Raw genomic sequence first — 23420 nt, 5'->3', positions numbered from 1 at the left:
CCTTGACAAAACGGATGTGGGGTGAATGGCTCAGGCGCGCGGCGCCTGGTAACGGGCGATCAGGTTGTCGAAACCGGTGCGGGCGTGGCGCAGGCCGTCGGGGTTGCGCAGAAAACGCGCCTCGTAATGCAGCGCCAGGATCAGGCCGTGGATTTCGAACGCCACCTGCGCGGGGTCGGCGTCGGCGCGCAGATGACCTTCGTCGATAGCCATCTGCACCGCTTTGCGCACGGCCGCCTGCCAAGTGTTGACGGTGGCCACCAACGCATCGCGCACGGCGCCGGGGCGGTCGTCGAACTCCACCGCACCGCTGATGTAGATGCAGCCCGAGTCGATCTCCAGCGAGGTCTGGCGCATCCAGTGGTCAAACAGCGCGCGCAGCCGTGGCAAGCCACGCGGGGCGGCCAGCGCCGGGCGAAACACTTCGCGCTCGAAGCGCTCGTGGTACTCGCGCACCACCGAGATTTGCAACTCCTCGCGCGAACCAAAGTGGGCGAACACGCCCGACTTGCTCATGCCCATGAGCTCGGCGATGGCGCCGATGCTCAGGCCCTCCAGCCCCACTTGCGAGGCCAGCGCCAGCGCCGCATCGACGATGGCCGCCTTGGTCTGCTGGCCCTTGTGGGGCGCGCGCGTCGGGCGACGCCGACGCTGCGCTGCCGCCGCGACGTCGGCGGACTCAGCCTGGGCGGTGTCGGCCATGCGTACCTCCAAAATAAAACGAACGGTCGTTCTATTCTAGAGGCAAACCACCGCCTGTCAACGGCCAACCATCAGGGTAAACCCTAGGTCGCAGCCGTCGCCGCCGCTGCGGGTGGCGTCAATGCGACCGGATCATCGTGCCAAAGGGCTGGTCGCCCAACACCTCCAGCAAAATGGCGTGCGGCACGCGGCCGTCGATGATGTGCACCGCCTTGACGCCGCTTTTGGCCGCATCCAGCGCGCCGGCGATTTTGGGGATCATGCCGCCACTGATGGTGCCATCGGCCACCAGTTCGTCCACGCGCCGCGGGGTCAACTCCGGCAGCAACTGGCCTTGCTTGTCGAGCACACCGCGAATGTTGGTCAGCATCAGCAGCTTTTCCGCTTGCAGCACCGTGGCCAGTTTGGCCGCCACGACGTCGGCGTTGATGTTGTAGCTCTCGTTGCGCTCGCCAAAGCCAATCGGACTGACCACCGGGATGAACTGATCGTCCTGCAGCGCGCGCACCACCGACGGGTCGATCGACACGATGTCGCCCACCTGCCCAATGTCGTGCTCGACGCTGGGGTCGTTCAGGTCCACCATGCGCAGCTTGCGCGCGCGGATCATCGCGCCGTCGCGCCCGGTCAGGCCCACCGCCTTGCCACCGGCGCGGTTGATCAGGCCGACGATATCTTGCTGCACCTCGCCGGCCAGCACCCACTCGACCACCTCCATGGTCTCGGCATCGGTCACACGCATGCCCTGCACGAAGCGGCCTTCCTTGCCCAGGCGCTTGAGCAGCGTTTCGATCTGCGGCCCGCCGCCGTGCACCACCACCGGGTTGATGCCGACCAGCTTGAGCAGCACCACGTCCTCGGCAAACGCCGCTTGCAGCTCGGGGTCGGTCATGGCGTTGCCGCCGTACTTGATGACCATGGTTTTGCCGTGGTAGCGGCGGATGTAGGGCAACGCTTGCGCCAGCACTTCGGCGCGGTCGCTCGGTTGCAGGTGCGAAAGATCACGGGGCGTGTGACTCATGGCAGGGCATCACGGGTTACGATGGGGCCACGCTTGCAGCGTGCATGGAGGTCATTGTGCCGCAAGAGATCGAACTCAAGTTCGCACTGCCCGGCGTGGACGGTGAGCGGGCGCTGGCGTTGCTGCGCCGCCACCCGCTGCTGCGGCGCCGTGCCATGACCCACGTGCGGCTGGTCAACCGCTACCTCGACACGCCCGACGGCTGGCTGCGCGAGCAGCGCTGCGCGCTGCGGCTGCGCCAGACCCAAACGCTGGCCACCGACGGACGCACGCCCACGGGCCAGCCGCGGTGGGAGCAAACGCTCAAAACCGCAGGCCAAGGCGAGGCGGCCCTGAGCGTGCGGGGCGAGTGGACCACGCCGCTGAAGCGCCCGCGGCTGAACCGGGCGGCCTTGGACCTCACCCCGCTGGCCACCCTGGCGGGCGATGCTGCGCCCTGGGACCAACTGAGCGTGCAGTACGAGACGCGGTGCCGGCGCACCACCTGGACGCTGCATCTGCACGGCGGCGCGCGTGTGGAGGTCGCCCTGGATGTGGGCGAGCTGCGCGCCCCAGGCCGGCGCGCCCCGCTGCTGGAGCTGGAGCTGGAACTGCTGCAGGGCGCGCCCGACGCGCTGTGGTCGGTGGCTGCCGCGCTGGGACAGGTGTTGCCGCTGCTGCCGGCACGCGCCAGCAAGGCCGAACAGGCGCAGCGCCTGGCGGCGGGCAGCCACCACGCCCCGGTGCGCGCGCGCTCATTGGCGCTGCCGCCGTCGGCCGCGCCGATGGTGCTGGCGCGCGCGGCGCTCAGCGACGCGCTGGGGCAGTTGTGCGACAACCTGGCCGCAGCCGCCAGCAGCGACGACCCCGAGTTGATTCACCAGGCCCGCGTCGGCTGGCGGCGCTGGCGCAGCGTGTTGCGGCTGGTGCGACCGTGGTTGCCCGATTCGCCACCCGAGGCCACCGCGCTGCAACCCCTGCTGCACACGTTGGGGGCGCTGCGCGACTGGGACGTGGCCGCCACCGAGACCATGCCGACCTGGGCCGCGGCCTACGTGGAAGACGCGACTGTCCACCCGCAACGCGCCCGGACGCTGCAGCGCGCCCTGCGCCGGCTGCGCCAGGCGGCGCGGGTGCAGCGCCAGACGCTGCGCGCCCAGCTGGCCGACCCGGCCACGGTGGCGCCGCTGCAGGCGCTGGCGGCCTGGGTGGTGCAGTTGCGCGACGACACGGCCACAGCGCCCTCGCCCCAGTGGGCGTTTGAGCGGTTGCAACGGTGGCGCAAGCGGCTGGCGCGCGCCTTGGCGCAGCCCCCCGCTGACGCGGCCGCCGCCATTGAGGCGCTGCACGCCGCCCGCTTGCTGGCCAAGCGTCTGCGTTACGCAAGTGAAGCCGCGGCAGCGGTGCTGCCGGCCAAAGCGGCGGCGCGAACCCAGCGCTGGCAGCGCCGCGCGCGGGGCTGGCAAGAGCGGCTCGGCCGCTGGCGCGACACGCTGCGCGCGGCCGAGCTGCTGGCCGCCGTGCACGCCCACCCGGGGTTGGTGGGTTTTCTGCGTGGCGTGGCCGCCGCCCAGCACCCCCTTCGGGACGCCACGTAAACCCGCCGCCAGCGCGGGAACCCTTGAGGTGCGGCGGTCATCGAAACCGCGTATACCCACACTCACAACATGGACAACGCCCCCCCGCCCCCTTGGCACAGCCTGGACCCCGACGCCGTGCTGGCCCACCTGCGCACCCAGGCGCATGGTTTGCACCAAGCCGAAGCTGTGGCGCGCTTGCAACAGCATGGCCCCAACCGGCTGCAGGATGCTCCGCCCACCCCGTGGTGGCGGCGGGTGCTGCGGCAACTGGCCAACCTGTTGATCGTCGTGCTGCTGGTGGCGGCCGCGGTCACGCTGGCGTTGGGCCATGTCATCGATGGGGCGGTCATCCTGGCGGTGGTGGCGCTCAACATCGGCATCGGCCTGGTGCAGGAAGGCAAAGCCGCACGGGCGCTGGCGGCCATTCGTGCGCTGCTGACGCCCCACGCCCAGGTGTGGCGCGATGGGCGCTTGATCGACATCGACGCCACCCACGTGGTGCCCGGCGACGTGGTGCAGGTCAACGCGGGCGACCGGCTGCCGGCCGACCTGCGCTGGTTGCGCACCCACGAGCTGGAAGTTGACGAATCGGCCCTGACGGGCGAGTCCGTGCCGGTGCCCAAACAACGTGAACCCGTGGCTGCCCATGCCGAACTGGGCGATCGCGCGAGCATGGGTTACGCGGGCACCCTGGCCACACGCGGCCAAGGTGTCGGGGTCGTGGTGGCCACCGGCATGCAGACCGAAATGGGCCGCATCGGCCGGCTGCTGGAGTCGGTGGGCGAAACCACCACCCCGTTGGTGCGCCAGATGGCGCAGATGGGCCGCTGGATCACCCTGGCGGTGCTGGCCGCGGCCGTCGTGCTGTTCGGGGTTGGCTGGGGGCTGCGCGCCTTGCCAGCGTTGGACACGTTCATGGCGGCGGTGGGCCTGGCCGTGGCGGCCATCCCCGAGGGACTGCCGGCCATTTTGTCGGTGACGCTGGCCATCGGGGTGCAGCGCATGGCGCAGCGCCGTGCGATCGTGCGCCGCCTGCCGGCGGTGGAGACCCTGGGCTGTGTCACCGTGATTGGGTCGGACAAAACCGGCACACTGACACGCAACGAAATGACCGTCCAAGCGGTGGTGCTGGCCGGCGGCGTGGTGCAGGTGCAAGGTAGCGGTTACGCGCCGCAGGGGGCTTTGGTGCGCGACGACCAGGTGCTGCAGCCAGCCGAACTGTGGCGCGAAGCGCCCACCCTGCTGGCACTGGCCGAGGGTGCGGCGCTGTGCAACGACGCCGAACTCGTGCCCAGCGAGACCGGCGATTGGCGTTTGAGCGGCGACCCCACCGAGGGCGCCTTGCTGACGCTGGCGATGAAAGCCGGCCTGGAGCCGCACACACTGCGCGAGGAACAACCCAGGTGCGCCGTGCTGCCGTTCGACTCGCAGCGCCGCTGGATGGCCACCGGCCACCCGCTGGGCGAGCGGGTGCGGGTGTGGGTCAAAGGCGCGCCTGAGGCCGTGCTGGCGCTGTGCCGGCAGGCCCTGGACGCCGATGGCCACCCCACGCCGCTGGACGCCGACACGTGGCTGGCGCACGCCGAAACCCAAGCCACCCAAGGCCGGCGCGTGTTGGCCATCGCCACCGCGGTGTGGCCGGCGCGGCGCACGCTCACCCCGGAGGCGCTGGCCGAACATGGCCTCACGCTGGTCGGCCAGGTGGGCCTGATCGACCCACCGCGCCCCGAGGCGCAGACCGCCGTCGCGCAGTGCCGTGCTGCGGGCATTCGGGTCATCATGATCACGGGTGACCACGCCACCACGGCGCGTGCCATCGCCGCGCAGCTTGGGCTGAGCGAGCGCCCCACGGTGCTGACGGGCCAAGCCATCGAAGCCATGGACGACAGCGCGCTGCAGCAGGCGGTGCGCGAGGTTGACGTCTTTGCCCGTGCGGCGCCACACCACAAGCTGCGTCTGGTGCGGGCGCTGCAGGGGCAGGGCCACGTCGTGGCCATGACCGGCGACGGCGTCAACGACGCGCCCGCCCTCAAAGCCGCCGACGTCGGGGTGGCCATGGGCCGCCACGGCACCGAAGCCGCCAAACAGGCCGCGGCCGTCGTGCTCACCGACGACAACTTCGCCACCATCGCCCATGCCGTCGAAGAGGGCCGCACGGTTTACGACAACCTGCGCAAGGTCATCACGTTTTTGCTGCCGATCAACGGCGGCGAGTCGGTGTCGCTGTTGGTGGCTGTGCTGTTCGGGCTGGCGCTGCCCATCGCACCGGTGCAGATTTTGTGGGTCAACATGGTCAGCTCGATCGCGCTGGCGATGGTGCTGGCGTTCGAGCCCACCGAACCCGACGTGATGCGCCGCCCGCCCCGCTCGCCGTCCGAGCCGATGCTGACACCGTTTGTGTTGTGGCGGGTGGGGCTGGTGTCGGTGTTGTTCGCCGCCGGCATTTTTGGCACCTACGGTTGGGCGCTGCACGCGGGGCACCCCGCGCCGTGGGCGCAGACGCTGGCGGTCAACACGCTGGTGGCGATGGAAATCTTCTACCTTTTCAGCGTGCGCTACCTCAAGGCAGCGTCCTTCACGTGGGCGGGGGCGCGCGGCACGCCGCGGGTGCTGGCGGCGGTGGCCGCGGCATGCGGGCTGCAGGCGCTGTTCACCTACGCCCCGTTCATGCACACCTGGTTTGGCAGCGCCGATCTGCCGCTGCCGTGGCTGGCCATCAGCGCCGCGGTGGGGCTGGCGGTGCTGCTGGTGCTGGAGCTGGAAAAAGCCGTGCTGCGCCGTTGGCGGCCGTGACACTGCGCGCGGCAGCACGGCGCGGCCCGCGATGGCTGCGGACGGGCGCGTACAATGGCGGGTTTGCCCAGCCTCTGGCTCTACACCACGAACCGCTGCGAGCGCCGCCATGAGCAAAAAAGTCTACATCCGCACCTTTGGCTGCCAGATGAACGAGTACGACTCGGCCAAGATGGCCGATGTGCTGGCCGCCGCCGAGGGCTACGAACCCACCGACGACCCCGAACAGGCCGACCTGATCCTGTTCAACACCTGCTCCGTGCGCGAAAAAGCCCAGGAAAAAGTCTTTTCCGACCTGGGCCGCGTCAAGCACTTGAAGAAAAAAGGCGTGCTGATCGGTGTGGGCGGCTGCGTGGCCAGCCAGGAGGGCGACGAAATCATCAAGCGTGCGCCTTACGTGGACGTGGTGTTTGGCCCGCAAACGCTGCACCGCTTGCCCGAGCTGCTGCGTCAGCGCCAACAGCAGGCACGGCCGCAGGTGGACATCAGCTTCCCCGAAATCGAAAAGTTCGACCACCTGCCCCCCGCGCGGGTCGAGGGTGCGTCGGCCTTCGTCAGCATCATGGAGGGCTGCAGCAAGTACTGCAGCTACTGCGTCGTGCCTTACACGCGCGGCGAGGAAGTGTCGCGGCCCCTGGAGGATGTGCTGGTCGAAGTGGCAAGCCTGGCCGAACAGGGGGTCAAGGAAGTGACGTTGCTGGGCCAAAACGTCAACGCCTGGCGCGGCGGCGAGGGCGAGGACTTTGCGCTGCTGCTGGAATGCGTGGCCGACATCCCCGGCATCGAGCGCATCCGCTACACCACCAGCCACCCCAACGAGTTCACGCCACGCCTCATTGAAGCCTACGCACGCATCCCCAAGTTGGTCAGCCACCTGCACCTGCCGGTGCAGCACGGCAGCGACCGCATCCTGATGGCGATGAAGCGCGGCTACACCGCGATGGAGTACAAAAGCACCGTTCGCAAGCTGCGCGCGGTGCGGCCCGACATCAGCCTCTCGAGCGACTTCATCGTCGGCTTCCCCGGCGAGACGGACGAGGACTTTGCCAAGCTGATGAAGCTGGTCGAGGACGTCGGCTTCGACGCCAGCTTCAGCTTCATTTTCAGCCCGCGCCCTGGCACCCCGGCGGCCAACCTGCCCGACGACACCCCGCACGAGGTCAAGCTGCAGCGGCTGCAAACCCTGCAAAAGGCACTGGAAGCCAATGTCGCGCGCATCAGCGCCAGCCGCGTCGGCACCGTGCAGCGCATCCTGGTCGAAGGCCCCTCGAAGAAAAACCCGCACGAGCTCATGGGCCGCACCGCGTGCAACCGCATCGTCAACTTCGACGGCGGCCCCAACGGCCAGCGCCTGGTGGGTCAGATGATCGACGTGCGCATCACCCAGGCCTTGCCTCACTCGCTGCGGGGGGAGGTGGTGGTGCGCGAGGCGGTGTAAGCGCCCCGTACCTGCTGTTGGTCAATCACGCACGCCGGACGGTATCGACCTCGCGGCGTTTGCCCCCTATTCGAGCGACGTCCGCGGCACGCCTCCACGCTTGGAGTTGGAGGCAATCGATGCCATCGCCGCCCACAGGGGGTAATTTCCCCGGCGCTCTTGCACCATGCACACGGCACGCTCGAAGACCCCGGGCAAGAACTTCGGTGGCTTGTCCATAGCTCCATCTACCCAAGGGTCGGGGCCTCCTCAAAAGCCGGGATGATTCAATCCGCCTCGACGTTGTCCTCATCGGGGCTGACGTCCACACCTTCCTCCGGCACATCGCCCGTGTAGGCAGGTTTACCTGTCGCCTGCTCGATCAGGCCTAGCAGGCGCATTTGCCGATCCGCCATGAAGGCATCGAAATCATCGCGGCGGAGGATGTCCGGATCGATCAGGTGCGAGCGGAGGTAAGCATCCAGCCGCGCCCTTTCGATACCCGGGGTCTGTCTGTCTCCCTTCTCCAGCTTGGCCAGGTATTCCGACGGCGCGACACCACCAATGATCCGATTTGTGCGGTACGACAACGGCGTCTTGTTGATGATGGAGTCGTACACCGCCGGCTTGATACCCTGCTTCTTGCACCAGTCCTGCGGGAAGATGTGGTGGATGTCCACGTTCTCGCCGAAGAACACGGTGTGGTCGAACTTTTGCCCGGAGCGGAAATCCTGCGCGCCCTCCTTCATCAGCAGCGCGTTCACGCCCTTGTAGGCCGCAGACAGCCGCATGCGCATGGTCCTCAGGCGATCGGCACGGAAGATGACTTCGCTCACCGTGGACGGTTCCGGCCCGCCCTGCAGCCAGCGCGGCACCTCCATGAAATCGCGGGCAATGCGCGTCTCCACCGCCGAGCCGTACAGCTCGCCAAACACCCCGTTCCAATACCAGCGCACCAGCTTGGCTCGGTTGGCTTCGTGTTCCCACGCCTCCCCAATGTCAGCAATGATGGCCGCCAGCGGCACAATCTGCGACTGATAGGGCAGATCAAAGAGCCGGTAGATGTGCAGCATGTGCAGAAACTTCGCCGCCTGCACGAAACCGTGCTCCACCTGTTTCTCGTATTTCTTGTATGCAGCCAGCGGAAGATTCAGCAGCGCCTGGCGGTTGCCGATCACAGCCGGCAGCTCCTTGCCCGTCTTGCCGGCAAGCTCCGCCTCGCGCCGGCGCTCACGGGTGTAGAACAGCGAAATCGCCTGCAGGAAGTCGGTGTTACTCACCCCGGCGAGGATGCCAGCCTCGGAATCCGCCGGGCGCAGCGTGTCCGCGAAACGCCGGTGCCGGCCCTTGTGCTCGTCGTCGCCATACCAGTCCTTGCGCAGCTCGTGGCCTTCCGCCGCATACATCGCCGTGACGAGTTCGAAGGCATCCAGCGGCTTGCCGCCCGTATTCACTTTCTCGAAGACCACGCACACCGCCTCCTTGGACGTGGAGCGGTCCAGCGAAATCACCGGTACACGGTAGGACTTGAAGTTTTCCAGCACCTGGCGCTTGAAGGCCCGGAAAGTCTCGCGCATGCCGGCGTGCTCCTCCCCGCGCCAGTGGTCGTCGAAGCCGTCCTGCCAGCGATCCCAGTCGAAAACCTGCGTCAGCGGGAACATCAACGCCGCGTACTCCTGCTTGGGGGTGGACAGGTCAAGAACCACTTCGCGGCCGAAGTCGGTGCGGATGATCCGATCCTCCGGCACGCCGACGATGGCCTCCTCTCGGTCAACAGTCGGGTCCAGCGCCTTGCGTATGTCGATGTAGAACCAGCGCTTCACCTTCTTGTTTTTTGGCGTGACCGTCTCCACCACCTTGCCGCGCAGCGTCACCTGATAGAGCGAGGTCATGCGTTGCTGGCCGTCCAGCAACAGCGATTGCGGCGCCACATGCTTCGCCTCGGCCGGCGCGCCCTCCACCGGACGCGGCTTGAAGTTCACCTCGCCACCCGTTTCCAGCGTCATCAATGCGCCTACGGGAAAGGCACGCGAGATCGAGGCTATCAGGCTCTTGATGCGATCCTCGTCCCACACCCAGCTGCGCTGAAAGTCCGGCAGCTGCAACTTGCCACGGTGGCAATCCTCCAGCAGTTCGAGCAGATCGATGGGGTTGGTCTTGAAGGTCGAGCCGGCCATGGTTGGGTTCCTTGGTTTTTGAGTTGGATCTGAACACCCACTCGCACCACGCCCCAAGGGCTGGCATGTATGCGCGCCGCTGCCAGTGAGCGTATTGGAAGGCGATCTTGAGCGTTTGCGGAGGCTGTGCAACCCCTTTGTTGCACCGACACCTTTGGCATTCGGAGCGACACTGGTTTGAGAGCGGTTGGTGCGGCTGCCGGCCCGAGGCTGACACACCACTGCAACCGCATGCGGTGTTCAATAACCCGGGTAACGGGCCAAAATCTTCGCTGCTTCCGGTGTTATCGGAGCGTACTCGCCAATAGTCCAGTCGGGATACGTGTACAGGTCCAGCGCCACTTCGGCGATCACGTCGCGCAACTCCAATGGCTGCAGCCACCGCTCGGGAATGGCCGTCACGCCTAAAAGAGCCCCAAGCAGTTGACCGGTCATTGAGCCCGTGGAGTCCGAATCACCGTCATGGTTGACGGCCAGCACGACGCCGTGCTCAAAGCCTTGTGAGACCAAAGCGCAGTACGTGGCAATGGCCAAGGCCTCCTCAGCCACCCAGCCTTGGCCTAGCTCCCCGATCGCTTGCTCGTGAGGTACGTCGCTTGCTGCAAGAACCACCGCCGCCCGCAAAGCCCGCAGCGTTTCGTCGTGATGCTTGTGACGCGCCAGCAATTTCAGCGCCTCGTCCAGTGCTTGCTGAAGCCCCTGTCCGCGCGCCAAACCAAACACCAGCGCCGCAAATGCGCCAGCGGCCAGCTGCCCTGTCGGGTGCCCATGCGTCAACCCGGCCAGCTCGACAGCCATATCAAAGACATCATCAAAGGTGGCATGTGCCATTCGGGCCATGTACAAGCCCACCGGAGCGACGCGCATCACACCCCCGCACCCCTTGCTGTCGTTGCGCGCCGCCTCGCCGATGCGCGACTCCTTCAGGGCTGCCAAACATGTCGCACCTGGCGCACGCCGGGCATAAAGTGCTGGCTGAGTGACGAGCCAGCCGCTCAACACCGACGTATCGTAATCCCTTAGTTCGCCTTGCGTCCAAAGCCAGCGCTGGTAGGCATAGGCCGTAACATCCACGTGGCTGGCCAGGCCGCGCATGCAGCCGCGCACCCACGTCCGCAACAATCCTTCCGCAGTAAACAATGTCATCTGCGTGTCGTCGGTGATACGACCTAACCCGCCAAAGGCCGGCGCATAGTCGGTGATACCATTTGGCCCAAACTTGGCGGTGATTTGGGCTTTGTCTATGAACTCGACCGCAGCGCCTAAAGCGTCACCCACGGCCCCTCCAAGCAAACAACCGAGAAAGCGGTCCAGAGCATCGGGAACCCGTGCCTGAGAGCGTGGTTTGCTGGCCGGATCTTTGGTTTTTTTGGTCTTGATCGTCATATCATGCCTCCCTATCAACTTAGACACGTGCACGCATTTTACTGCAGCAGCGGATGCTCGGAGCTGGTCCGCCAGGCGATTGGCGATTCAGTCAAAGTTGACAGCGCGGACCCTGACCAAGGAGAGGAGTCTGAGCGCCAAGTTCAGATTCACTGAAACGCAGATGGTTGAGATCCCGCGACAGGCGGCCCATTCCCCGTGGCCGAAGGCGCCAACACGTACCGCGTCAGCGAGCAAACTTTGCGCTCGCAGAGCAAGCGCTACGCGCTGCAGGAAGCGACCGACGTCAAACCAGGTACCGCACAGCCGAAAAGCGCCCGCCTAATAAAATTACTGGCTGGGCGTGGCCATCACGAGATGGAGACTGGCGCGCGATGGTAGGCCGTGCAGGGCTCGAACCTGCGACCAAGGGATTATGAGTCCCCTGCTCTAACCGACTGAGCTAACGGCCCACCGCAGGCGCGATTGTAGGCTGCCTCGGGGGGTCACTCCCCGCGGGTCTGCCCCAGCGCCTGGCCGACGAGCTTGGCGGTGATGTCGACGATTTGGATCATGCGCTCGTAGGGCATGCGCTGCGGGCCGATGACGCCCAGCGTGCCGACCACCTGGCCGTCGACTTCGAACGGGGCGCTGACCACCGACAGCTCTTCGTACGGCACGACCTGGCTTTCGCCGCCAATGAAGATGCGCACCCCGTCGGCCTGCGCCGAGATGTCGAGCAGCCGCATGATGTGCGTCTTTTGCTCGAACAGGCCAAACAGCCGGCGCAGGTTGTCCATGTCACGCGCAAAGTCGTCCACCTCCAGCAGGTTGCGCTCACCCGCAATGACGACGTCGTCCTGCTGCGCATCTTCGGAGCTGGCCTCGACGGCGCGCACCATCAGCGCCGCGATCTCGCCGCGCAGCGCTTCGACCTCGCCGCGCAGGCGCTCGCGCACGGCGTCCAGCGTCAGCCCCGCGCAGTGGGCGTTGAGGTAGTTGGCCGCGGCCTGCAGCTGGTCCTGCGTGATTTCGGCGCTGGGGTGCAGGATGCGGTTTTGCACCTCGCCCTCGGGCGTGACCAGGATCACCAGCACGCGCCGCTCCGACAGACGCAAAAACTCGATGTGGCGAAACACCACCGCCCGCTTGGGCACACGCACCACGCCCACAAAATGCGACAGTTGCGACAGCAACTGCGCCGCCTGGTTGATGACCTGGCGGGGCTGGTCGGCCACCAACGTCTCGGCGCCGGGCAGCCCCTGCAGCGCCGACAGCTCGGCACGCCGCACCGTCAGCATGGTGTCGACGAAATAACGGTAACCGCGCGGCGTGGGGATGCGGCCGGCCGAGGTGTGCGGGCTTGTCACCAGACCCAGCTCTTCCAAGTCGCTCATGACGTTGCGGATCGTTGCCGGCGACAGGTCCAGCCCCGCCGCCTTGGACAGCGTGCGCGAGCCCACCGGTTGGCCCTCGGCGATGTAGCGTTCCACCAACGCTTTGAGCAACAGTTTTGAGCGCTCGTCCAACATCATGGTACGGTCAGCAAGACATGTTGTAATTTGAGCATGAATCGTATGGTTTCGCCCAGCCCACCCCCTGCCCCGGCCGAGTCGGCGCTGTGCTTCGAGCATGTGGCGCTGGTGGGCAAACCCAACGCCGCCGGCAGCGGCGCGGTGTTGGCGCGGGTGGTGGACTTTTTGCACGCGCAGGGCTGTGAGGTCACGCTGGAGCGTGACACGGCGCAGCATGTGGGGGCGCTGGGCGACCGCGTGCTCGACGTGCAGGGCATCGGACAGCACTGCCAACTGGCGTTGGTGGTGGGCGGCGATGGCACGATGCTGGGCATCGGCCGGCAGTTGGGGCCATGGGGTGTGCCGCTGATCGGCATCAACCAAGGACGGCTGGGCTTCATCACCGACATTGCGTTCGAGGGCTTCGAGACGGTGCTGCGCCCCATGTTGCATGGGGCGTTCGTCGAAGAGCGTCGCGCGCTGCTGGCGGCGGGCGTGTGGCGTGACGGCCATTGCGCGTTCGAGACCATCGCGATGAACGACGTGGTCGTCAACCGTGGCGGCGCGCCCAGCATGGTGGAGCTGCGCGTCGAGGTGGACGGCCGCTTCGTGGCCAACATGCGCGCCGACGGGCTCATCATCGCCTCGCCCACCGGCTCCACCGCCTACGCCCTGTCGGCGGGCGGGCCGCTGCTGCACCCGGGTATCGACGGCTGGGTGATGGTGCCGATCGCGCCCCACACGCTGTCCAACCGCCCGGTGGTGCTGCCGGCCAGCAGCGAAATCGCCATCGAGGTGGTGGCGGCGCGCGAGCCCAGCGCGCACTTCGACATGCAAACCTTCACCAGCCTGCTGGCCGGCGACCGCATCGTGGTGCGCCGCTCGGTGCACACCTTGCGGCTGCTGCACCCTGTGGGCTGGAACTACTTCGACACCCTGCGCGGCAAGCTGCACTGGAACGAAGGGGTGGTGGCGTGAACACGCATCGGCAAGGAGGCACGGCATGAGCTGGCTGCGGCTGGCGCTGCGGGATTTTGTCATCGTGCGTGAGCTGGACCTGGAGCTGGGGACGGGCTTCACGGCGCTGACGGGCGAGACGGGCGCGGGCAAATCGATCCTGATCGATGCGCTGCAGCTGCTGCTGGGGGGGCGTGCGGACGCCGGCTGCGTGCGCGAAGGCGCCGCGCGTGCCGAGGTGGCCGGGGAATTCGACGCCCCGGCGGCGGCGCGCGCCTGGCTGACCGAGCAGGGCCTGGGGGGCGACGACGGCGAGCCGCTGCTGCTGCGCCGCGTGGTGGACACCCAAGGGCGCAGCCGCGCCTGGATCAACGGCAGCCCCGCCACCGCGGCCCAGCTGCGCGCGCTGGGTGAGTGGCTGGTGGACATCCATGGCCAGCACGCGTGGCAAAGCCTGACCCGCCCCGACGCCGTGCGGGCGTTGCTGGACGGTTACGGGCGCGTGGACACCGCGCCGCTGCGCGCCGCGTGGGACGCGTGGCGTGCCGCCGACGATGCGCTGCAGGCGGCACAACGTCAGCAAAGCAGCGCCCAGCAAGAGCGCGAGCGGCTGCAGTGGCTGATCGAAGAGGTGGCGCGGCTGGCGCCCGGCGAAGACGAGTGGGACGAGCTCAACCGCCAACACGCGCGGCTGGCGCACGCCCAGGCGCTGCTGGACGCCGCCGGTCAGGCGCTGGAGGCTTTGGACGGACGCGAGCTCAGCGCCGCGCGCCTGGTGGCGCAGGCCATCGGGGCGCTGCAGGCGCAGGCGCACATCGAGCCGCGCTTCGGTGACATCGCCGCCGTGTTGCAGTCGGCCCAGGCCCACCTGGACGATGCCTGCCACGAGTTGCAGCAGGTGCTTGGCCACATCGAACTCGACCCCGACGCGCTGGCGCGGCTGGACGAACGGCTGGGGCGCTGGATGGCGCTGGCGCGCCGCCACCGCTGCCCGCCCGCGGAGTTGCCGGCGCGCTGGGCGCAGTGGCGCCAGCAGCTGCGCGCGTTGGACGAAGCGGCTGACCTGGACGCGCTGGCCGCGCGCGCGGCCCAGGCGCGCCAGGCCTACCAAGCGGCAGCCCAGGCGGTGTCCGCGCAGCGCGCCCCTGCGGCGCAGCAGTTGACCCAGGCGGTCCAAGCGCTGCTGCCCACCCTCGGCATGGAGGGCGCGCGCTTCGAGGTTCGCCTCGAGCCGCTGGGCGAGCCTGGCCCCCACGGACTGGAGCGGGTGGAACTGCTGGTGGCCGGCCACGCCGGCGCCACGCCGCGGCCGGTGGCCAAAGTGGCCTCGGGTGGCGAGCTGTCGCGGCTGGCGCTGGCCATCGCGGTGGTCACCAGCGCCCTGGGCGAAGCGCCCACCCTCATCTTCGACGAAATCGACAGCGGCATCGGCGGCAGCGTCGCCCACACGGTGGGGCGGCTGATGCGTGAGCTGGGCAGCCAGCGGCAGGTGCTGGCCGTGACCCACCTGCCCCAGGTGGCGGCGCGTGCGCACCACCACCTGCACGTCGCCAAGATCACGCAGGACGGCGTCACTGTCAGCACCGTCACCCCGCTGGATGCGCCGGCGCGCACACGCGAAATCGCGCGCATGCTGGGGGGGCACGATTCGGCCGCCGCCCTGGCCCACGCGCAGGAGCTGCTGCAAGCATGACCACCGCCACACTGCAACTGGTGCTGATCACCGGCATGTCCGGCTCGGGCAAGTCGGTGGCGCTGCACGCGCTGGAAGACGCGGGCTTTTACTGCGTGGACAACCTGCCGCCGGAACTGCTCGAAGCGTTTGTGGCGGTGGAGCGCGCGCACGGCGCGCAGCAGGTGGCCGTGGCCATCGACGTGCGCAGCGCCTCGTCGCTGCCAGGGCTGCCACAGCGGTTGCAGGCCCTGCGCGGACAGGGGGTGGCGTTGACGGTGTTGTTTCTGGACGCCACCGACGACGTGCTGGTGCGCCGCTACTCCGAAACGCGGCGCTTGCACCCGCTGTCGGTGCGCAGCAGCACCGACCAGCGCCGCGCCTTGCTGGACGCGCTGCACCTGGAGCGCGAACTGCTGGCCGAGCTGCGCGAGGGGGCCCTGGTCATCGACACCAGCCAGTTGCGCGCGGCGCAACTGCGCAGCGAGGTACGCGCGCTCGTCAAACCCCAGCCGACAACCTTGTCGCTGGTGTTCGAGTCGTTTGCGTTCAAACGCGGTGTGCCGCTGGACGCCGATTTTGTCTTCGACGTGCGCATGCTGCCCAACCCCCACTACGAGCCGCCACTGCGCGCGCTCACGGGTCTGGACGCGCCGGTGGCCGCGTACCTCAGCGCCGAACCGCAGGTGGCCACGATGCTGGCGCACATCGGGGACTTTTTGCAGCACTGGCTGCCGTCGCTGCTGCGCGACCACCGCAGCTACGTCACCGTGGCGGTGGGGTGCACCGGGGGCCAGCACCGCTCCGTTTACGTGGTCGAGCGGCTGGCCGAGCGCTTCGCCGCGCATTGGCCGGTGCTGCGGCGTCACCGCGAGCTGGACGTGCGGCTGACCGCCGCCGACGCCAGCCAGCCGCGCACCGGGGCGGGCAACCCCAGCGCCAGCGCCTCGGCAGGCGACCACCACGCACCCTGATCCGCCTGCACTCCGGGCACGTGCGCCAGCGCCGCGCCCGCAGCGTCGGTCCACGGCACCACGACCCAGTGCAACGCAAGCTCGCGGTGCGTGAGCGCATGCGGCTGGGGCGGCGCCCAGGTGGCGGTCAGGCCCGCGCGCTGCAGCCAGGCGCGCAGCCCCTGGTCGCCCTGCGGCGCGGTCAGCACCGGCGGCGCCCACAACCCACCCCAGATGCCGCCGCTGGCGCGACGTTGCAGCCAACACGCGCCGTCGTCGCGACGCAGCAACAACAACCACCATCGCTCGGTGCGCCGCGGGGCGCGGGCGCGCGGGCGTGGCCAGGCGGTGGGTGTGCCCGCCCGGTGCGCTTGGCACCGATCCAGCAGCGGGCAGGCGTCGCAGCGCGGCCGCAGCCGGGTGCAGACGGTGGCGCCCAGGTCCATCAACCCCTGGGTGTAGGCGGCCATGTCAGCGGGCGTCGCCGTGGCCGGCACCAGCCCCTGCGCGCGCGTCCACAGGTCGCGCTGCGTGGCCACCGCGGCCGGGTCGCGGTCATCGGCCCACAGCCGCATCAACACCCGGCGCACGTTGCCATCCAAAATGGACACGCGCTCGCCGGCGCAAAACGCCGCGATCGCCGCCGCGGTCGAATCCCCAATCCCGGGCAAGGTGCGCAGCGTGGCAAAGTCACAGGGAAACCGCCCCCCGTGCTGCTGCACCACCACCTGCGCGCACCGGTGCAGCAAACGGGCGCGGCGGTAGTAGCCCAGCCCGCTCCAGGCCGCCAACACCTCGTCCAGCGGTGCGGCGGCCAGCGCCTGCACATTGGCAAAGCGGGTCACAAACCGCTCGTAGTAGCGCAGCACCGTGGCCACCTGGGTCTGCTGCAGCATGATTTCGGACAACCAGACGCGGTACGGGTCGCGCGTGCCCTGCCACGGCAACCCATGGCGGCCGGCGCGGCGCTGCCATGCCACCACGCGGGCAAACACCTCGGTCGGCTCGGGCGGGGTCATCGTTGGCAGCGCGGGCAAAAAAAGCTCGAGCGTTGACCTTGCCGCAGCGCCCGCACCGGGGTGCCGCACACACGGCACGGTTGATCGGCGCGGCCGTACACCCAAAACTCGTTCTGAAAGTGCCCGGACTGGCCGTTGACGTGGAAATCCCGCACCGAACTGCCGCCCACCTCGACGGCACGCTGCAACACCTGCTGGATCGCCGCGTGCAGTCGCTGCACGCGCCTGGGCCCCAGCCTGCCCGCGGGGGTGGTTGGGCGTATGCCGGCCACGAACAGCGCCTCGCTGGCGTAAATGTTGCCCACGCCAACCACCACGTCACCGGCCAGCAGCACCTGTTTGATCGGGGCGCGCCGCCCCCGCAAACCCGCGGCCAGCACCGCCGGGGTGAACGCTGCGGTCAGCGGCTCCACCCCCAGGCCATCCAGCAGCTTGCGCAAGCGGGCGTCGTGCTCGCCTTCGGCGTACAACACGGCGCCAAAGCGGCGCGGGTCGTGCAAGCGCAGGGTGCCCCGGTCGGTCACGATGTCCGCATGGTCGTGCGGCCCCGGCGCCGGCGCCTGCGGCCACCACGTCAGCGAGCCCGACATGCCCAGGTGCACCACCAGCACGCCCGCGTCGAGTTGCAGCAGCAGGTACTTGCCACGCCGCTGCACGGCCTGCACCATGCGCCCCTGCAGCCGCTCGGGCGCCACCCCCAGCGGCCAGCGCAGCGGCGCGCCCAGGCGCACGGCCACGATGCGTGCCCCCACCAGCGGTGGGGCAATGCGCTGACGGGTGACTTCGACTTCGGGCAGCTCCGGCATGGTGTCGATTATGATGCCCGCATGATGCGTTGCCGTCCCTGGTTGTTGGTTGCGCTGCTGGCGTTGGGTGTGAGCCAGGGCGGCTGTGCCGCCGCGCCCACGCAGCCCAGCCCCGGCACGCCTGCCCAGGCCAGCCCGGCCGCGATGGACGCCGAGCTGCTGTACCAGTTGCTGCTGGCCGAGCTGCAACGCCGTCACGACCCGGGGGCCGCCTACTCGCTGGTGCTGGATGCGGCCAAACGCACCCAACACCCCCAGTTGTACCGGCGCGCGGTCGACATCGCGCTCAGCGGCCGTGCCCCCAACGCCGCGCTGGACGCGGCGCGCGCCTGGCTCCAGGCGCACCCCGCCGACGACGACGCGCACCGCATCCGCACGCAGTTGCTGGCGGGCCTGCAACGCACCGCGGAGCTCGGCCCAGCCGTGCGGGCGTGGTTGCGCGTTGCCAGCCCCGAGCGCCGACGCGACATCGTGGCGGCGGTGCCGGCGCTGCTGGACCGCGCGGCGGACGCCAACGCCGCGGTCGACGCGGCCCGCACCGCGTTGCAAGACGCGCTGCGCGATGCGGCCACCGCCGCCACCGCGCAAGCGTCGCTGGGCGCCGTGCTGCTGCAGGCAGGCCGCCACGCCGAGGCGTTGCTGGCTGCCGACGAAGCGCTGCGGGCCGACCCCACGTCGGCGGCGGCGGCGCTGCTGGCCGTGGAGCTGGCCGCGCACGCCCCCGTGCAGGCGGCGGCGCTGGTGCAGCGCCACTTGGAGGCCACCGCCGCCCGCCCCGACGCCGACCCCACCGCTCGGCTGGCTTGGGCGCAACGCCTGGCCCGGCAAGGCGAGTTGCCGGCCGCGCTGGCCGTGCTGGACGCCACCGACGTCACCCAGCCCGACACCCTGCGGCGCGTGGCCATGCTGCGCGCGCGCCTGCTGCGCGACGCCGATCAGGTCGCGGCCGCCTACGACGCGCTGACGGCTGCGGCGCAGCGCGCCCCCGACGATGCCGACCTCGGCTACGAGCTGGCGCTGACCGCCGAGCGCCTGGGCCGCCATGACGAGGCCGAGCGGCTGCTGCGCGCCCTCATCGAACGTCGGCCCGAGGACCCGCACGCCTACAACGCGCTGGGCTACTCGCTGGCCGAGCGCGGCATCCGTCTGGACGAGGCCAAGGCCCTGATCCTGGAAGCGGTGCGCCGCGCCCCCAACGATGGCTACATCCTCGACAGCCTCGGTTGGGTGGAATTTCGCCTGGGCAACACGGCCGAAGCGCGGCGCTGGCTGACACGTGCCATGGAGCTCAAGCCGGACGCCGAAATCGCCGCCCACCTGGGCGAAGTGCTGTGGACCCTGGGCGAACGCGACGAAGCGCGGCGCGTCTGGCGGCAGGGTCTGGAGCTGGACGCGCGCAACCGCGCCCTCGTCGAAACGTTGCGGCGCCTGGGCGTGCAGGATCTATGAGGGGGGACCGACGCCGGGCGCTCGGGTGGGTGGCGGCGCTGCTGGCCGGTTGCGCCACCCCGCCTCCCCCGCCGCCGGAGGCCGCCGGCCGCCGCTGGTCGGGGCGCTTGGCGCTGACCGTGCACAGTGACCCGCCCCAGCGCGCCAACGCGCTGTTCGAGCTGCGCGGCGACCCCCAGGCGGGCGAGCTGCTGCTCAGCAGCCCGTTGGGGCAGGCGCTGGCCCACGTCGGCTGGGATGCGGGCGGGGCGTGGCTGCAACGCCCCGGCGCCGCGCGCGAACCCTACCCCGACATGGCCGTGCTGACCGAGACCCTGACCGGCGCGGCGCTGCCGCTGGCTGCGTTGTTCGACTGGCTGCAAGGCCGTCCCACCGAAGCGCCCGGCTGGGCGCGGATCCACCACGACGCCGCCACGGGGCGCCTGCACGCGCAGCGCACCGCCCCCACACCGCTGGTCGACCTGCGGCTGACCTGGACCCCATCGCCCTGACACCACCGCCCGCGCATGCGCCGCTTGCTCGACCTGCCCGCCCCCGCCAAAGTCAACCTGATGCTGCACGTCGTCGGCCGGCGCGACGACGGCTACCACGAGCTGCAGTCGCTGTTTGTGCCGATCGACTGGTACGACACGCTGCACATCGAACGGCGCGACGACGGCGGGCTGTCGCGCGAAGACCTGCGCGGCGACCACGCGCTGCCCGCCGACGACCTGTGCCTGCGCGCTGCACGCGCGCTGCAGCGCGCCAGCGGCTGCGCGCTGGGCGCCCACATCGTGCTGGACAAGCGCATCCCGCAGCAAGCGGGCCTGGGCGGCGGCTCCAGCGACGCCGCCACCGTGCTGATCGCCCTCAACCGTCTGTGGGGGCTACACTGGCCGCGCACGCGGTTGGCGGCGCTGGCGGCCACGCTGGGCGCGGACGTGCCGTTTTTTTTGGGCAGCGGCCCAGCGTGGGTGGAAGGCATTGGCGAGCGCGTCACACCCGTGGCGTGGCCGTCGCAGCCCATCGTCGTCGTCAAGCCGCCCGAGGGCGTGGCCACGGCGGCCATCTTTGGCGACCCGGCGCTGCCGCGCAACACCCCGCGCACCACCTGGCCTGAGGTGCAAGCCGCCTGGCCCACCGCGCCCGGCGCGTTGGGGGGCGGCAACGACCTGCAAGCCAGCGCCGTGCGGGCGTGCCCGGCCATCGGCGCCGCCCTGCAACGGCTGGCCGATGCCGGCTTGCAACCGCGCATGAGCGGCTCAGGCAGCGCCGTCTTTGTGTTGCTGCCCGACGCCGCCGCGCAGCACACCGTGGCCGGGCTGACGTGGCCGCCGGGGTGGCGCGTGCACATTGGGCGCACCTTGCCGCAGCTACCCCTGGCCCAAGCCTAAAAAACCGTGCTACAATGCAGGTCTCGCTGCTAAACACAAGCTGTTTTGCAGCGCAGCGACCAAGGTTGATCACGCCAGTGGTCAACCTGTGTAGGGGAGTCGCCAAGTTGGTTAAGGCATCGGATTTTGATTCCGACATGCGAGGGTTCGAATCCTTCCTCCCCTGCCAAATCCTCTTTCCCATTGCCGGTTGAACCATGGAACGCTCGACGCCAGCGCACACGCCTGACTTTATGCTTTTCACCGGCAATGCCAACCCGGTGCTGGCGGCCGAAATCGCCCAGCATCTGGGCACCACGCTGGGGCAAGCGCACGTGGGCCGCTTTTCCGACGGCGAAATCACCGTCGAAATCGGCCAAAACGTACGCGCGCGCGACGTTTTTATCATCCAACCCACTTGCCCGCCGACCAACGAGAACCTGATGGAACTCGTCATCATGGTCGATGCGCTCAAGCGCGCTTCGGCCGCGCGCATCTCGGCGGTCATCCCGTACTACGGCTACGCGCGTCAAGACCGGCGGCCGCGCTCCAGCCGGGTGCCGATCAGCGCCAAGGTGGTGGCCAACATGCTGCAGGTGGTGGGCGTGGAGCGCGTGCTGACGATGGACCTGCACGCCGACCAGATCCAGGGGTTTTTCGACATCCCGGTCGACAACATCTACGCTTCGCCGGTGCTGCTGCGCGACCTGCGGCAAAAGAATTACCCCAACCTGCTGGTGGTGTCGCCCGATGTGGGCGGTGTGGTGCGCGCGCGCGCGCTGGCCAAGCAGCTCGACTGCGACATGGCCATCATCGACAAGCGCCGCCCCAAGCCCAACGTGTCGGAAGTGATGCACGTCATCGGTGACATCGAGGGGCGCCACTGCGTCATCATGGACGACATGGTGGACACCGCCGGCACCCTGGTCAAAGCGGCCGAGGTGCTCAAGGCGCGCGGCGCGGCCAAGGTGTTTGCCTACGTCACCCACCCGATCCTGTCCGGGCCGGCGGTGGAGCGCGTGGCCAAAGGCGACGCCCTGGACGAGCTGGTGGTGACCAACACCATTCCGCTGAGCGAAGCGGCGCGCGCGTGCGGCAAGATCCGCCAGCTCAGCGTCGCGCCGCTGATCGGTGAGACGATCGCGCGCATCGCCAGCGGCGAGTCGGTGATGAACCTGTTTGCCGAGATGGAGGCCGCCGTTTCGGCCGGTTGAGTGTGTTTTCGGGGCGCGGTCGCGTGCGGCTGCGCCGTTTCAAGCCTGGGGCGCGCTGGTCGCGGCCGCCCCGTTCAACGTTGGAGTGCAAGCATGAAATTCGTCGCTTTCGAGCGTCAAGCGCAAGGTACGGGTGCGAGCCGCCGCCTGCGCCGCGCCGGCAAGGTGCCCGGCATCGTCTACGGTGGCAACGCCGAGCCGCAAGCCATCGAGCTGGACCACAACGCCCTGTGGCAAGCGGTGCAAAAGGAAGCTTTCCACACCTCCATCCTGGAGATGGAGCTGGGCGGCCAGACCACCAAGGTCGTGCTGCGTGCCGTGCAATACCACCCGTTCAAGCCGCAGGTGTTGCACGTGGACTTCCAGCGCGTGGACGAAAACACCCGCCTGCGCAAGAAGGTGCCGCTGCACTTTGTCAACGCGGAGAACTCGCCCGCGGTCAAGGCCGACAAGTGCCTGATCAACCACGTGGCCACCGAGCTCGAAATCGAATGCCTGGCCACCCAGCTGCCCGACTTCATCGAGGTCGACCTGGGCAACCTGCACAAGGGCCAGAGCCTGCACGTCAGCGACCTGAAGCTGGCCCCTGGGGTCAAGGTCGTCACGCACGGCAAGCCCAACCCGACCATCGCCACCGTGGTGGAGCCGGTCGAGGAAGTGGTGGCCGCCCCGACCGCCGCACCGGCCGACGACAAGAAGGGCAAGAAGGGCAAGAAATAACCCTGCCCCCTGCGCAGCCAAGGCCCGCCCCGTGCGGGCCTTTGTGTTGCAGGATCGGGTTGTCGGATCGACATCGTCGCCGCACTGGAGCCGCGCCGCCATGTTCAAGCTGTTGGTGGGCCTGGGCAACCCCGGCCCGGAGTACGAGGACACGCGCCACAACGCGGGCTGGTGGTGGCTGGACCGCGTGGCCGCCGACCTGCGCGTGACGCTGCACCCCGAGCGCAGCTACTTTGGCCTGGTCGGGCGCACCCAGGTGCAAGGGCAACCGTTGTGGTTGCTCAAACCCACCACCTACATGAACCGCAGCGGCCAGGCGGTGGCGGCACTGGCGCGGTTTTTCAAAATCGCACCGCACGAGATCCTGGTCGCCCACGACGAGCTGGACCTGCCGCCCGGCGACGCCCGGCTCAAGCGCGGTGGCGGCCACGCCGGCCACAACGGGCTGCGCGACATCCACGCGCAACTGGGCAGCGCCGACCATTGGCGGCTGCGTCTGGGCATCGGCCACCCCGGGGTCAAAGCCGAGGTGGTGCACTGGGTGCTGCGCAAGCCGCCACAGGAGCAGCGCCAGGCCATCGACGCGGCCATCGACCGCGCCGCCCACGCCCTGCCGCTGCTGCTGGCCGGCGACGTGGCCAGGGCCACCAGCCTCATCCACACCACACAGCCGCCGCGCCCCAAACCGCCGCGCCCGCCCCAGGCGCCCGGCAGCACGCCGGGGTGATCA

Annotated in this window: 18 protein-coding genes, 2 tRNA genes and 1 pseudogene; 13 read left to right on the top strand and 8 right to left on the bottom strand. The window is 69.0% G+C overall.

Annotated elements, in window-relative coordinates; translation table 11 throughout:
• Positions 1-30: 30 nt before the first annotated feature.
• A complete protein-coding gene (locus EDC36_RS09005) occupies positions 31-702 on the bottom strand; it encodes a TetR/AcrR family transcriptional regulator (RefSeq protein WP_132962921.1) in 672 nt (223 codons plus the stop codon).
• A 118-nt stretch (positions 703-820) separates the two neighbouring features.
• Entirely contained in the window at positions 821-1723 is a 903-nt protein-coding gene (gene argB / locus EDC36_RS09000) for an acetylglutamate kinase (RefSeq protein WP_132962920.1), read from the bottom strand.
• A gap of 44 nt (positions 1724-1767) precedes the next feature.
• Here argB and EDC36_RS08995 point away from each other — a divergent pair, with 44 nt between their 5' ends.
• From EDC36_RS08995 to miaB, 3 genes are all read left to right on the top strand, one after another.
• Positions 1768-3300 carry a CYTH and CHAD domain-containing protein gene (locus EDC36_RS08995; protein WP_132962919.1) on the top strand — a complete coding sequence of 511 codons (1533 nt, stop codon included), beginning with the start codon at positions 1768-1770 and terminating at the stop codon, positions 3298-3300.
• Between the two features lie 69 nt (positions 3301-3369).
• Positions 3370-6075, top strand: coding sequence for a cation-translocating P-type ATPase (locus EDC36_RS08990; protein WP_132962918.1), 2706 nt, complete (start codon positions 3370-3372; stop codon positions 6073-6075).
• A 109-nt stretch (positions 6076-6184) separates the two neighbouring features.
• Positions 6185-7513, top strand: coding sequence for a tRNA (N6-isopentenyl adenosine(37)-C2)-methylthiotransferase MiaB (gene miaB, locus EDC36_RS08985; protein ID WP_132962917.1), 1329 nt, complete (start codon positions 6185-6187; stop codon positions 7511-7513).
• A 266-nt stretch (positions 7514-7779) separates the two neighbouring features.
• On the opposite strand, the gene EDC36_RS08980 is transcribed toward miaB, so the two are convergent.
• The 4 genes from EDC36_RS08980 to hrcA form a co-directional block, all read right to left on the bottom strand.
• Positions 7780-9669, bottom strand: coding sequence for a GmrSD restriction endonuclease domain-containing protein (locus EDC36_RS08980; RefSeq protein ID WP_132962916.1), 1890 nt, complete (start codon positions 9667-9669; stop codon positions 7780-7782).
• 240 nt (positions 9670-9909) lie between these two features.
• Positions 9910-11055, bottom strand: a complete 1146-nt coding sequence (locus EDC36_RS08975; RefSeq protein WP_132962915.1) for an ADP-ribosylglycohydrolase family protein — start codon at positions 11053-11055, stop codon at positions 9910-9912.
• Positions 11056-11430: 375 nt separating this feature from the next.
• Positions 11431-11507 (bottom strand) — tRNA-Ile (locus tag EDC36_RS08970).
• A gap of 33 nt (positions 11508-11540) precedes the next feature.
• A complete protein-coding gene (gene hrcA, locus EDC36_RS08965; protein ID WP_132962936.1) occupies positions 11541-12566 on the bottom strand; it encodes a heat-inducible transcriptional repressor HrcA in 1026 nt (341 codons plus the stop codon).
• A gap of 45 nt (positions 12567-12611) precedes the next feature.
• On the opposite strand from hrcA, the gene EDC36_RS08960 reads away from it, so the two are divergent.
• The 3 genes and pseudogenes from EDC36_RS08960 to rapZ all read left to right on the top strand — a co-directional run.
• The gene (locus tag EDC36_RS08960) at positions 12612-13526 is read left to right on the top strand and encodes an NAD kinase (protein ID WP_132962935.1); all 915 of its coding nucleotides are present in this window, start codon (positions 12612-12614) and stop codon (positions 13524-13526) included.
• 25 nt (positions 13527-13551) lie between these two features.
• On the top strand, positions 13552-15198 hold the full coding sequence (recN, locus tag EDC36_RS08955) for a DNA repair protein RecN (protein WP_132962914.1): 1647 nt from the start codon (positions 13552-13554) through the stop codon (positions 15196-15198).
• Positions 15195-16058, top strand: a pseudogene (gene rapZ, locus EDC36_RS08950) (RNase adapter RapZ); the annotation flags it as partial. The gene recN and the pseudogene rapZ, both read left to right, overlap by 4 nt.
• Here the strand turns inward: rapZ and mutY are convergent.
• Positions 16043-17149, bottom strand: a complete 1107-nt coding sequence (gene mutY / locus EDC36_RS08945; protein WP_132962912.1) for an A/G-specific adenine glycosylase — start codon at positions 17147-17149, stop codon at positions 16043-16045. The pseudogene rapZ and the gene mutY sit on opposite strands and share 16 nt — an antisense overlap.
• Positions 17146-17955 carry a bifunctional DNA-formamidopyrimidine glycosylase/DNA-(apurinic or apyrimidinic site) lyase gene (mutM, locus tag EDC36_RS08940; RefSeq protein ID WP_132962911.1) on the bottom strand — a complete coding sequence of 270 codons (810 nt, stop codon included), beginning with the start codon at positions 17953-17955 and terminating at the stop codon, positions 17146-17148. The genes mutY and mutM overlap by 4 nt, the downstream gene beginning before the upstream one ends.
• 21 nt (positions 17956-17976) lie before the next feature.
• Between mutM and EDC36_RS08935 the strand changes: the two genes are divergently transcribed.
• The 7 genes from EDC36_RS08935 to pth all read left to right on the top strand — a co-directional run bounded on the left by EDC36_RS08935 (position 17977) and on the right by pth (position 23417).
• Positions 17977-19404: a tetratricopeptide repeat protein gene (locus tag EDC36_RS08935; RefSeq protein ID WP_132962910.1), complete on the top strand. Its 1428-nt coding sequence runs from the start codon at positions 17977-17979 to the stop codon at positions 19402-19404.
• Entirely contained in the window at positions 19401-19895 is a 495-nt protein-coding gene (locus EDC36_RS08930) for a lipoprotein insertase outer membrane protein LolB (RefSeq protein WP_132962909.1), read from the top strand. Before EDC36_RS08935 ends, EDC36_RS08930 begins: the two co-directional genes overlap by 4 nt.
• 15 nt (positions 19896-19910) lie before the next feature.
• Positions 19911-20777, top strand: a complete 867-nt coding sequence (locus EDC36_RS08925) for a 4-(cytidine 5'-diphospho)-2-C-methyl-D-erythritol kinase (protein ID WP_132962908.1) — start codon at positions 19911-19913, stop codon at positions 20775-20777.
• 92 nt (positions 20778-20869) lie between these two features.
• Positions 20870-20946, top strand: a tRNA-Gln gene (locus EDC36_RS08920).
• A gap of 28 nt (positions 20947-20974) precedes the next feature.
• On the top strand, positions 20975-21970 hold the full coding sequence (locus tag EDC36_RS08915) for a ribose-phosphate pyrophosphokinase (protein WP_132962907.1): 996 nt from the start codon (positions 20975-20977) through the stop codon (positions 21968-21970).
• A gap of 93 nt (positions 21971-22063) precedes the next feature.
• Positions 22064-22690 (top strand): 50S ribosomal protein L25/general stress protein Ctc, encoded by a 627-nt coding sequence (locus EDC36_RS08910; RefSeq protein WP_132962906.1) that lies wholly within the window; start codon positions 22064-22066, stop codon positions 22688-22690.
• A 100-nt stretch (positions 22691-22790) separates the two neighbouring features.
• The gene (gene pth, locus EDC36_RS08905) at positions 22791-23417 is read left to right on the top strand and encodes an aminoacyl-tRNA hydrolase (protein WP_132962905.1); all 627 of its coding nucleotides are present in this window, start codon (positions 22791-22793) and stop codon (positions 23415-23417) included.
• Positions 23418-23420: the final 3 nt, after the last annotated feature.

Source organism: Tepidimonas ignava (assembly GCF_004342625.1).
In the GTDB taxonomy this organism is placed as follows: Bacteria; Pseudomonadota; Gammaproteobacteria; order Burkholderiales; family Burkholderiaceae_C; genus Tepidimonas; species Tepidimonas ignava.
The sequence above is the reverse complement of the archived record's forward strand: the minus strand, read 5'-3'. Positions and strand labels throughout refer to the sequence as shown.

Coding starts and splice junctions, on each gene's coding strand:
- EDC36_RS09005 (WP_132962921.1), bottom strand. CDS start 702: ATGGCCGACACCGCCCAGGCTGAGTCCGCCGACGTCGCGGCGGCAGCG.
- argB (WP_132962920.1), bottom strand. CDS start 1,723: ATGAGTCACACGCCCCGTGATCTTTCGCACCTGCAACCGAGCGACCGC.
- EDC36_RS08995 (WP_132962919.1), top strand. CDS start 1,768: ATGGAGGTCATTGTGCCGCAAGAGATCGAACTCAAGTTCGCACTGCCC.
- EDC36_RS08990 (WP_132962918.1), top strand. CDS start 3,370: ATGGACAACGCCCCCCCGCCCCCTTGGCACAGCCTGGACCCCGACGCC.
- miaB (WP_132962917.1), top strand. CDS start 6,185: ATGAGCAAAAAAGTCTACATCCGCACCTTTGGCTGCCAGATGAACGAG.
- EDC36_RS08980 (WP_132962916.1), bottom strand. CDS start 9,669: ATGGCCGGCTCGACCTTCAAGACCAACCCCATCGATCTGCTCGAACTG.
- EDC36_RS08975 (WP_132962915.1), bottom strand. CDS start 11,055: ATGACGATCAAGACCAAAAAAACCAAAGATCCGGCCAGCAAACCACGC.
- hrcA (WP_132962936.1), bottom strand. CDS start 12,566: ATGTTGGACGAGCGCTCAAAACTGTTGCTCAAAGCGTTGGTGGAACGC.
- EDC36_RS08960 (WP_132962935.1), top strand. CDS start 12,612: ATGGTTTCGCCCAGCCCACCCCCTGCCCCGGCCGAGTCGGCGCTGTGC.
- recN (WP_132962914.1), top strand. CDS start 13,552: ATGAGCTGGCTGCGGCTGGCGCTGCGGGATTTTGTCATCGTGCGTGAG.
- mutY (WP_132962912.1), bottom strand. CDS start 17,149: ATGACCCCGCCCGAGCCGACCGAGGTGTTTGCCCGCGTGGTGGCATGG.
- mutM (WP_132962911.1), bottom strand. CDS start 17,955: ATGCCGGAGCTGCCCGAAGTCGAAGTCACCCGTCAGCGCATTGCCCCA.
- EDC36_RS08935 (WP_132962910.1), top strand. CDS start 17,977: ATGATGCGTTGCCGTCCCTGGTTGTTGGTTGCGCTGCTGGCGTTGGGT.
- EDC36_RS08930 (WP_132962909.1), top strand. CDS start 19,401: ATGAGGGGGGACCGACGCCGGGCGCTCGGGTGGGTGGCGGCGCTGCTG.
- EDC36_RS08925 (WP_132962908.1), top strand. CDS start 19,911: ATGCGCCGCTTGCTCGACCTGCCCGCCCCCGCCAAAGTCAACCTGATG.
- EDC36_RS08915 (WP_132962907.1), top strand. CDS start 20,975: ATGGAACGCTCGACGCCAGCGCACACGCCTGACTTTATGCTTTTCACC.
- EDC36_RS08910 (WP_132962906.1), top strand. CDS start 22,064: ATGAAATTCGTCGCTTTCGAGCGTCAAGCGCAAGGTACGGGTGCGAGC.
- pth (WP_132962905.1), top strand. CDS start 22,791: ATGTTCAAGCTGTTGGTGGGCCTGGGCAACCCCGGCCCGGAGTACGAG.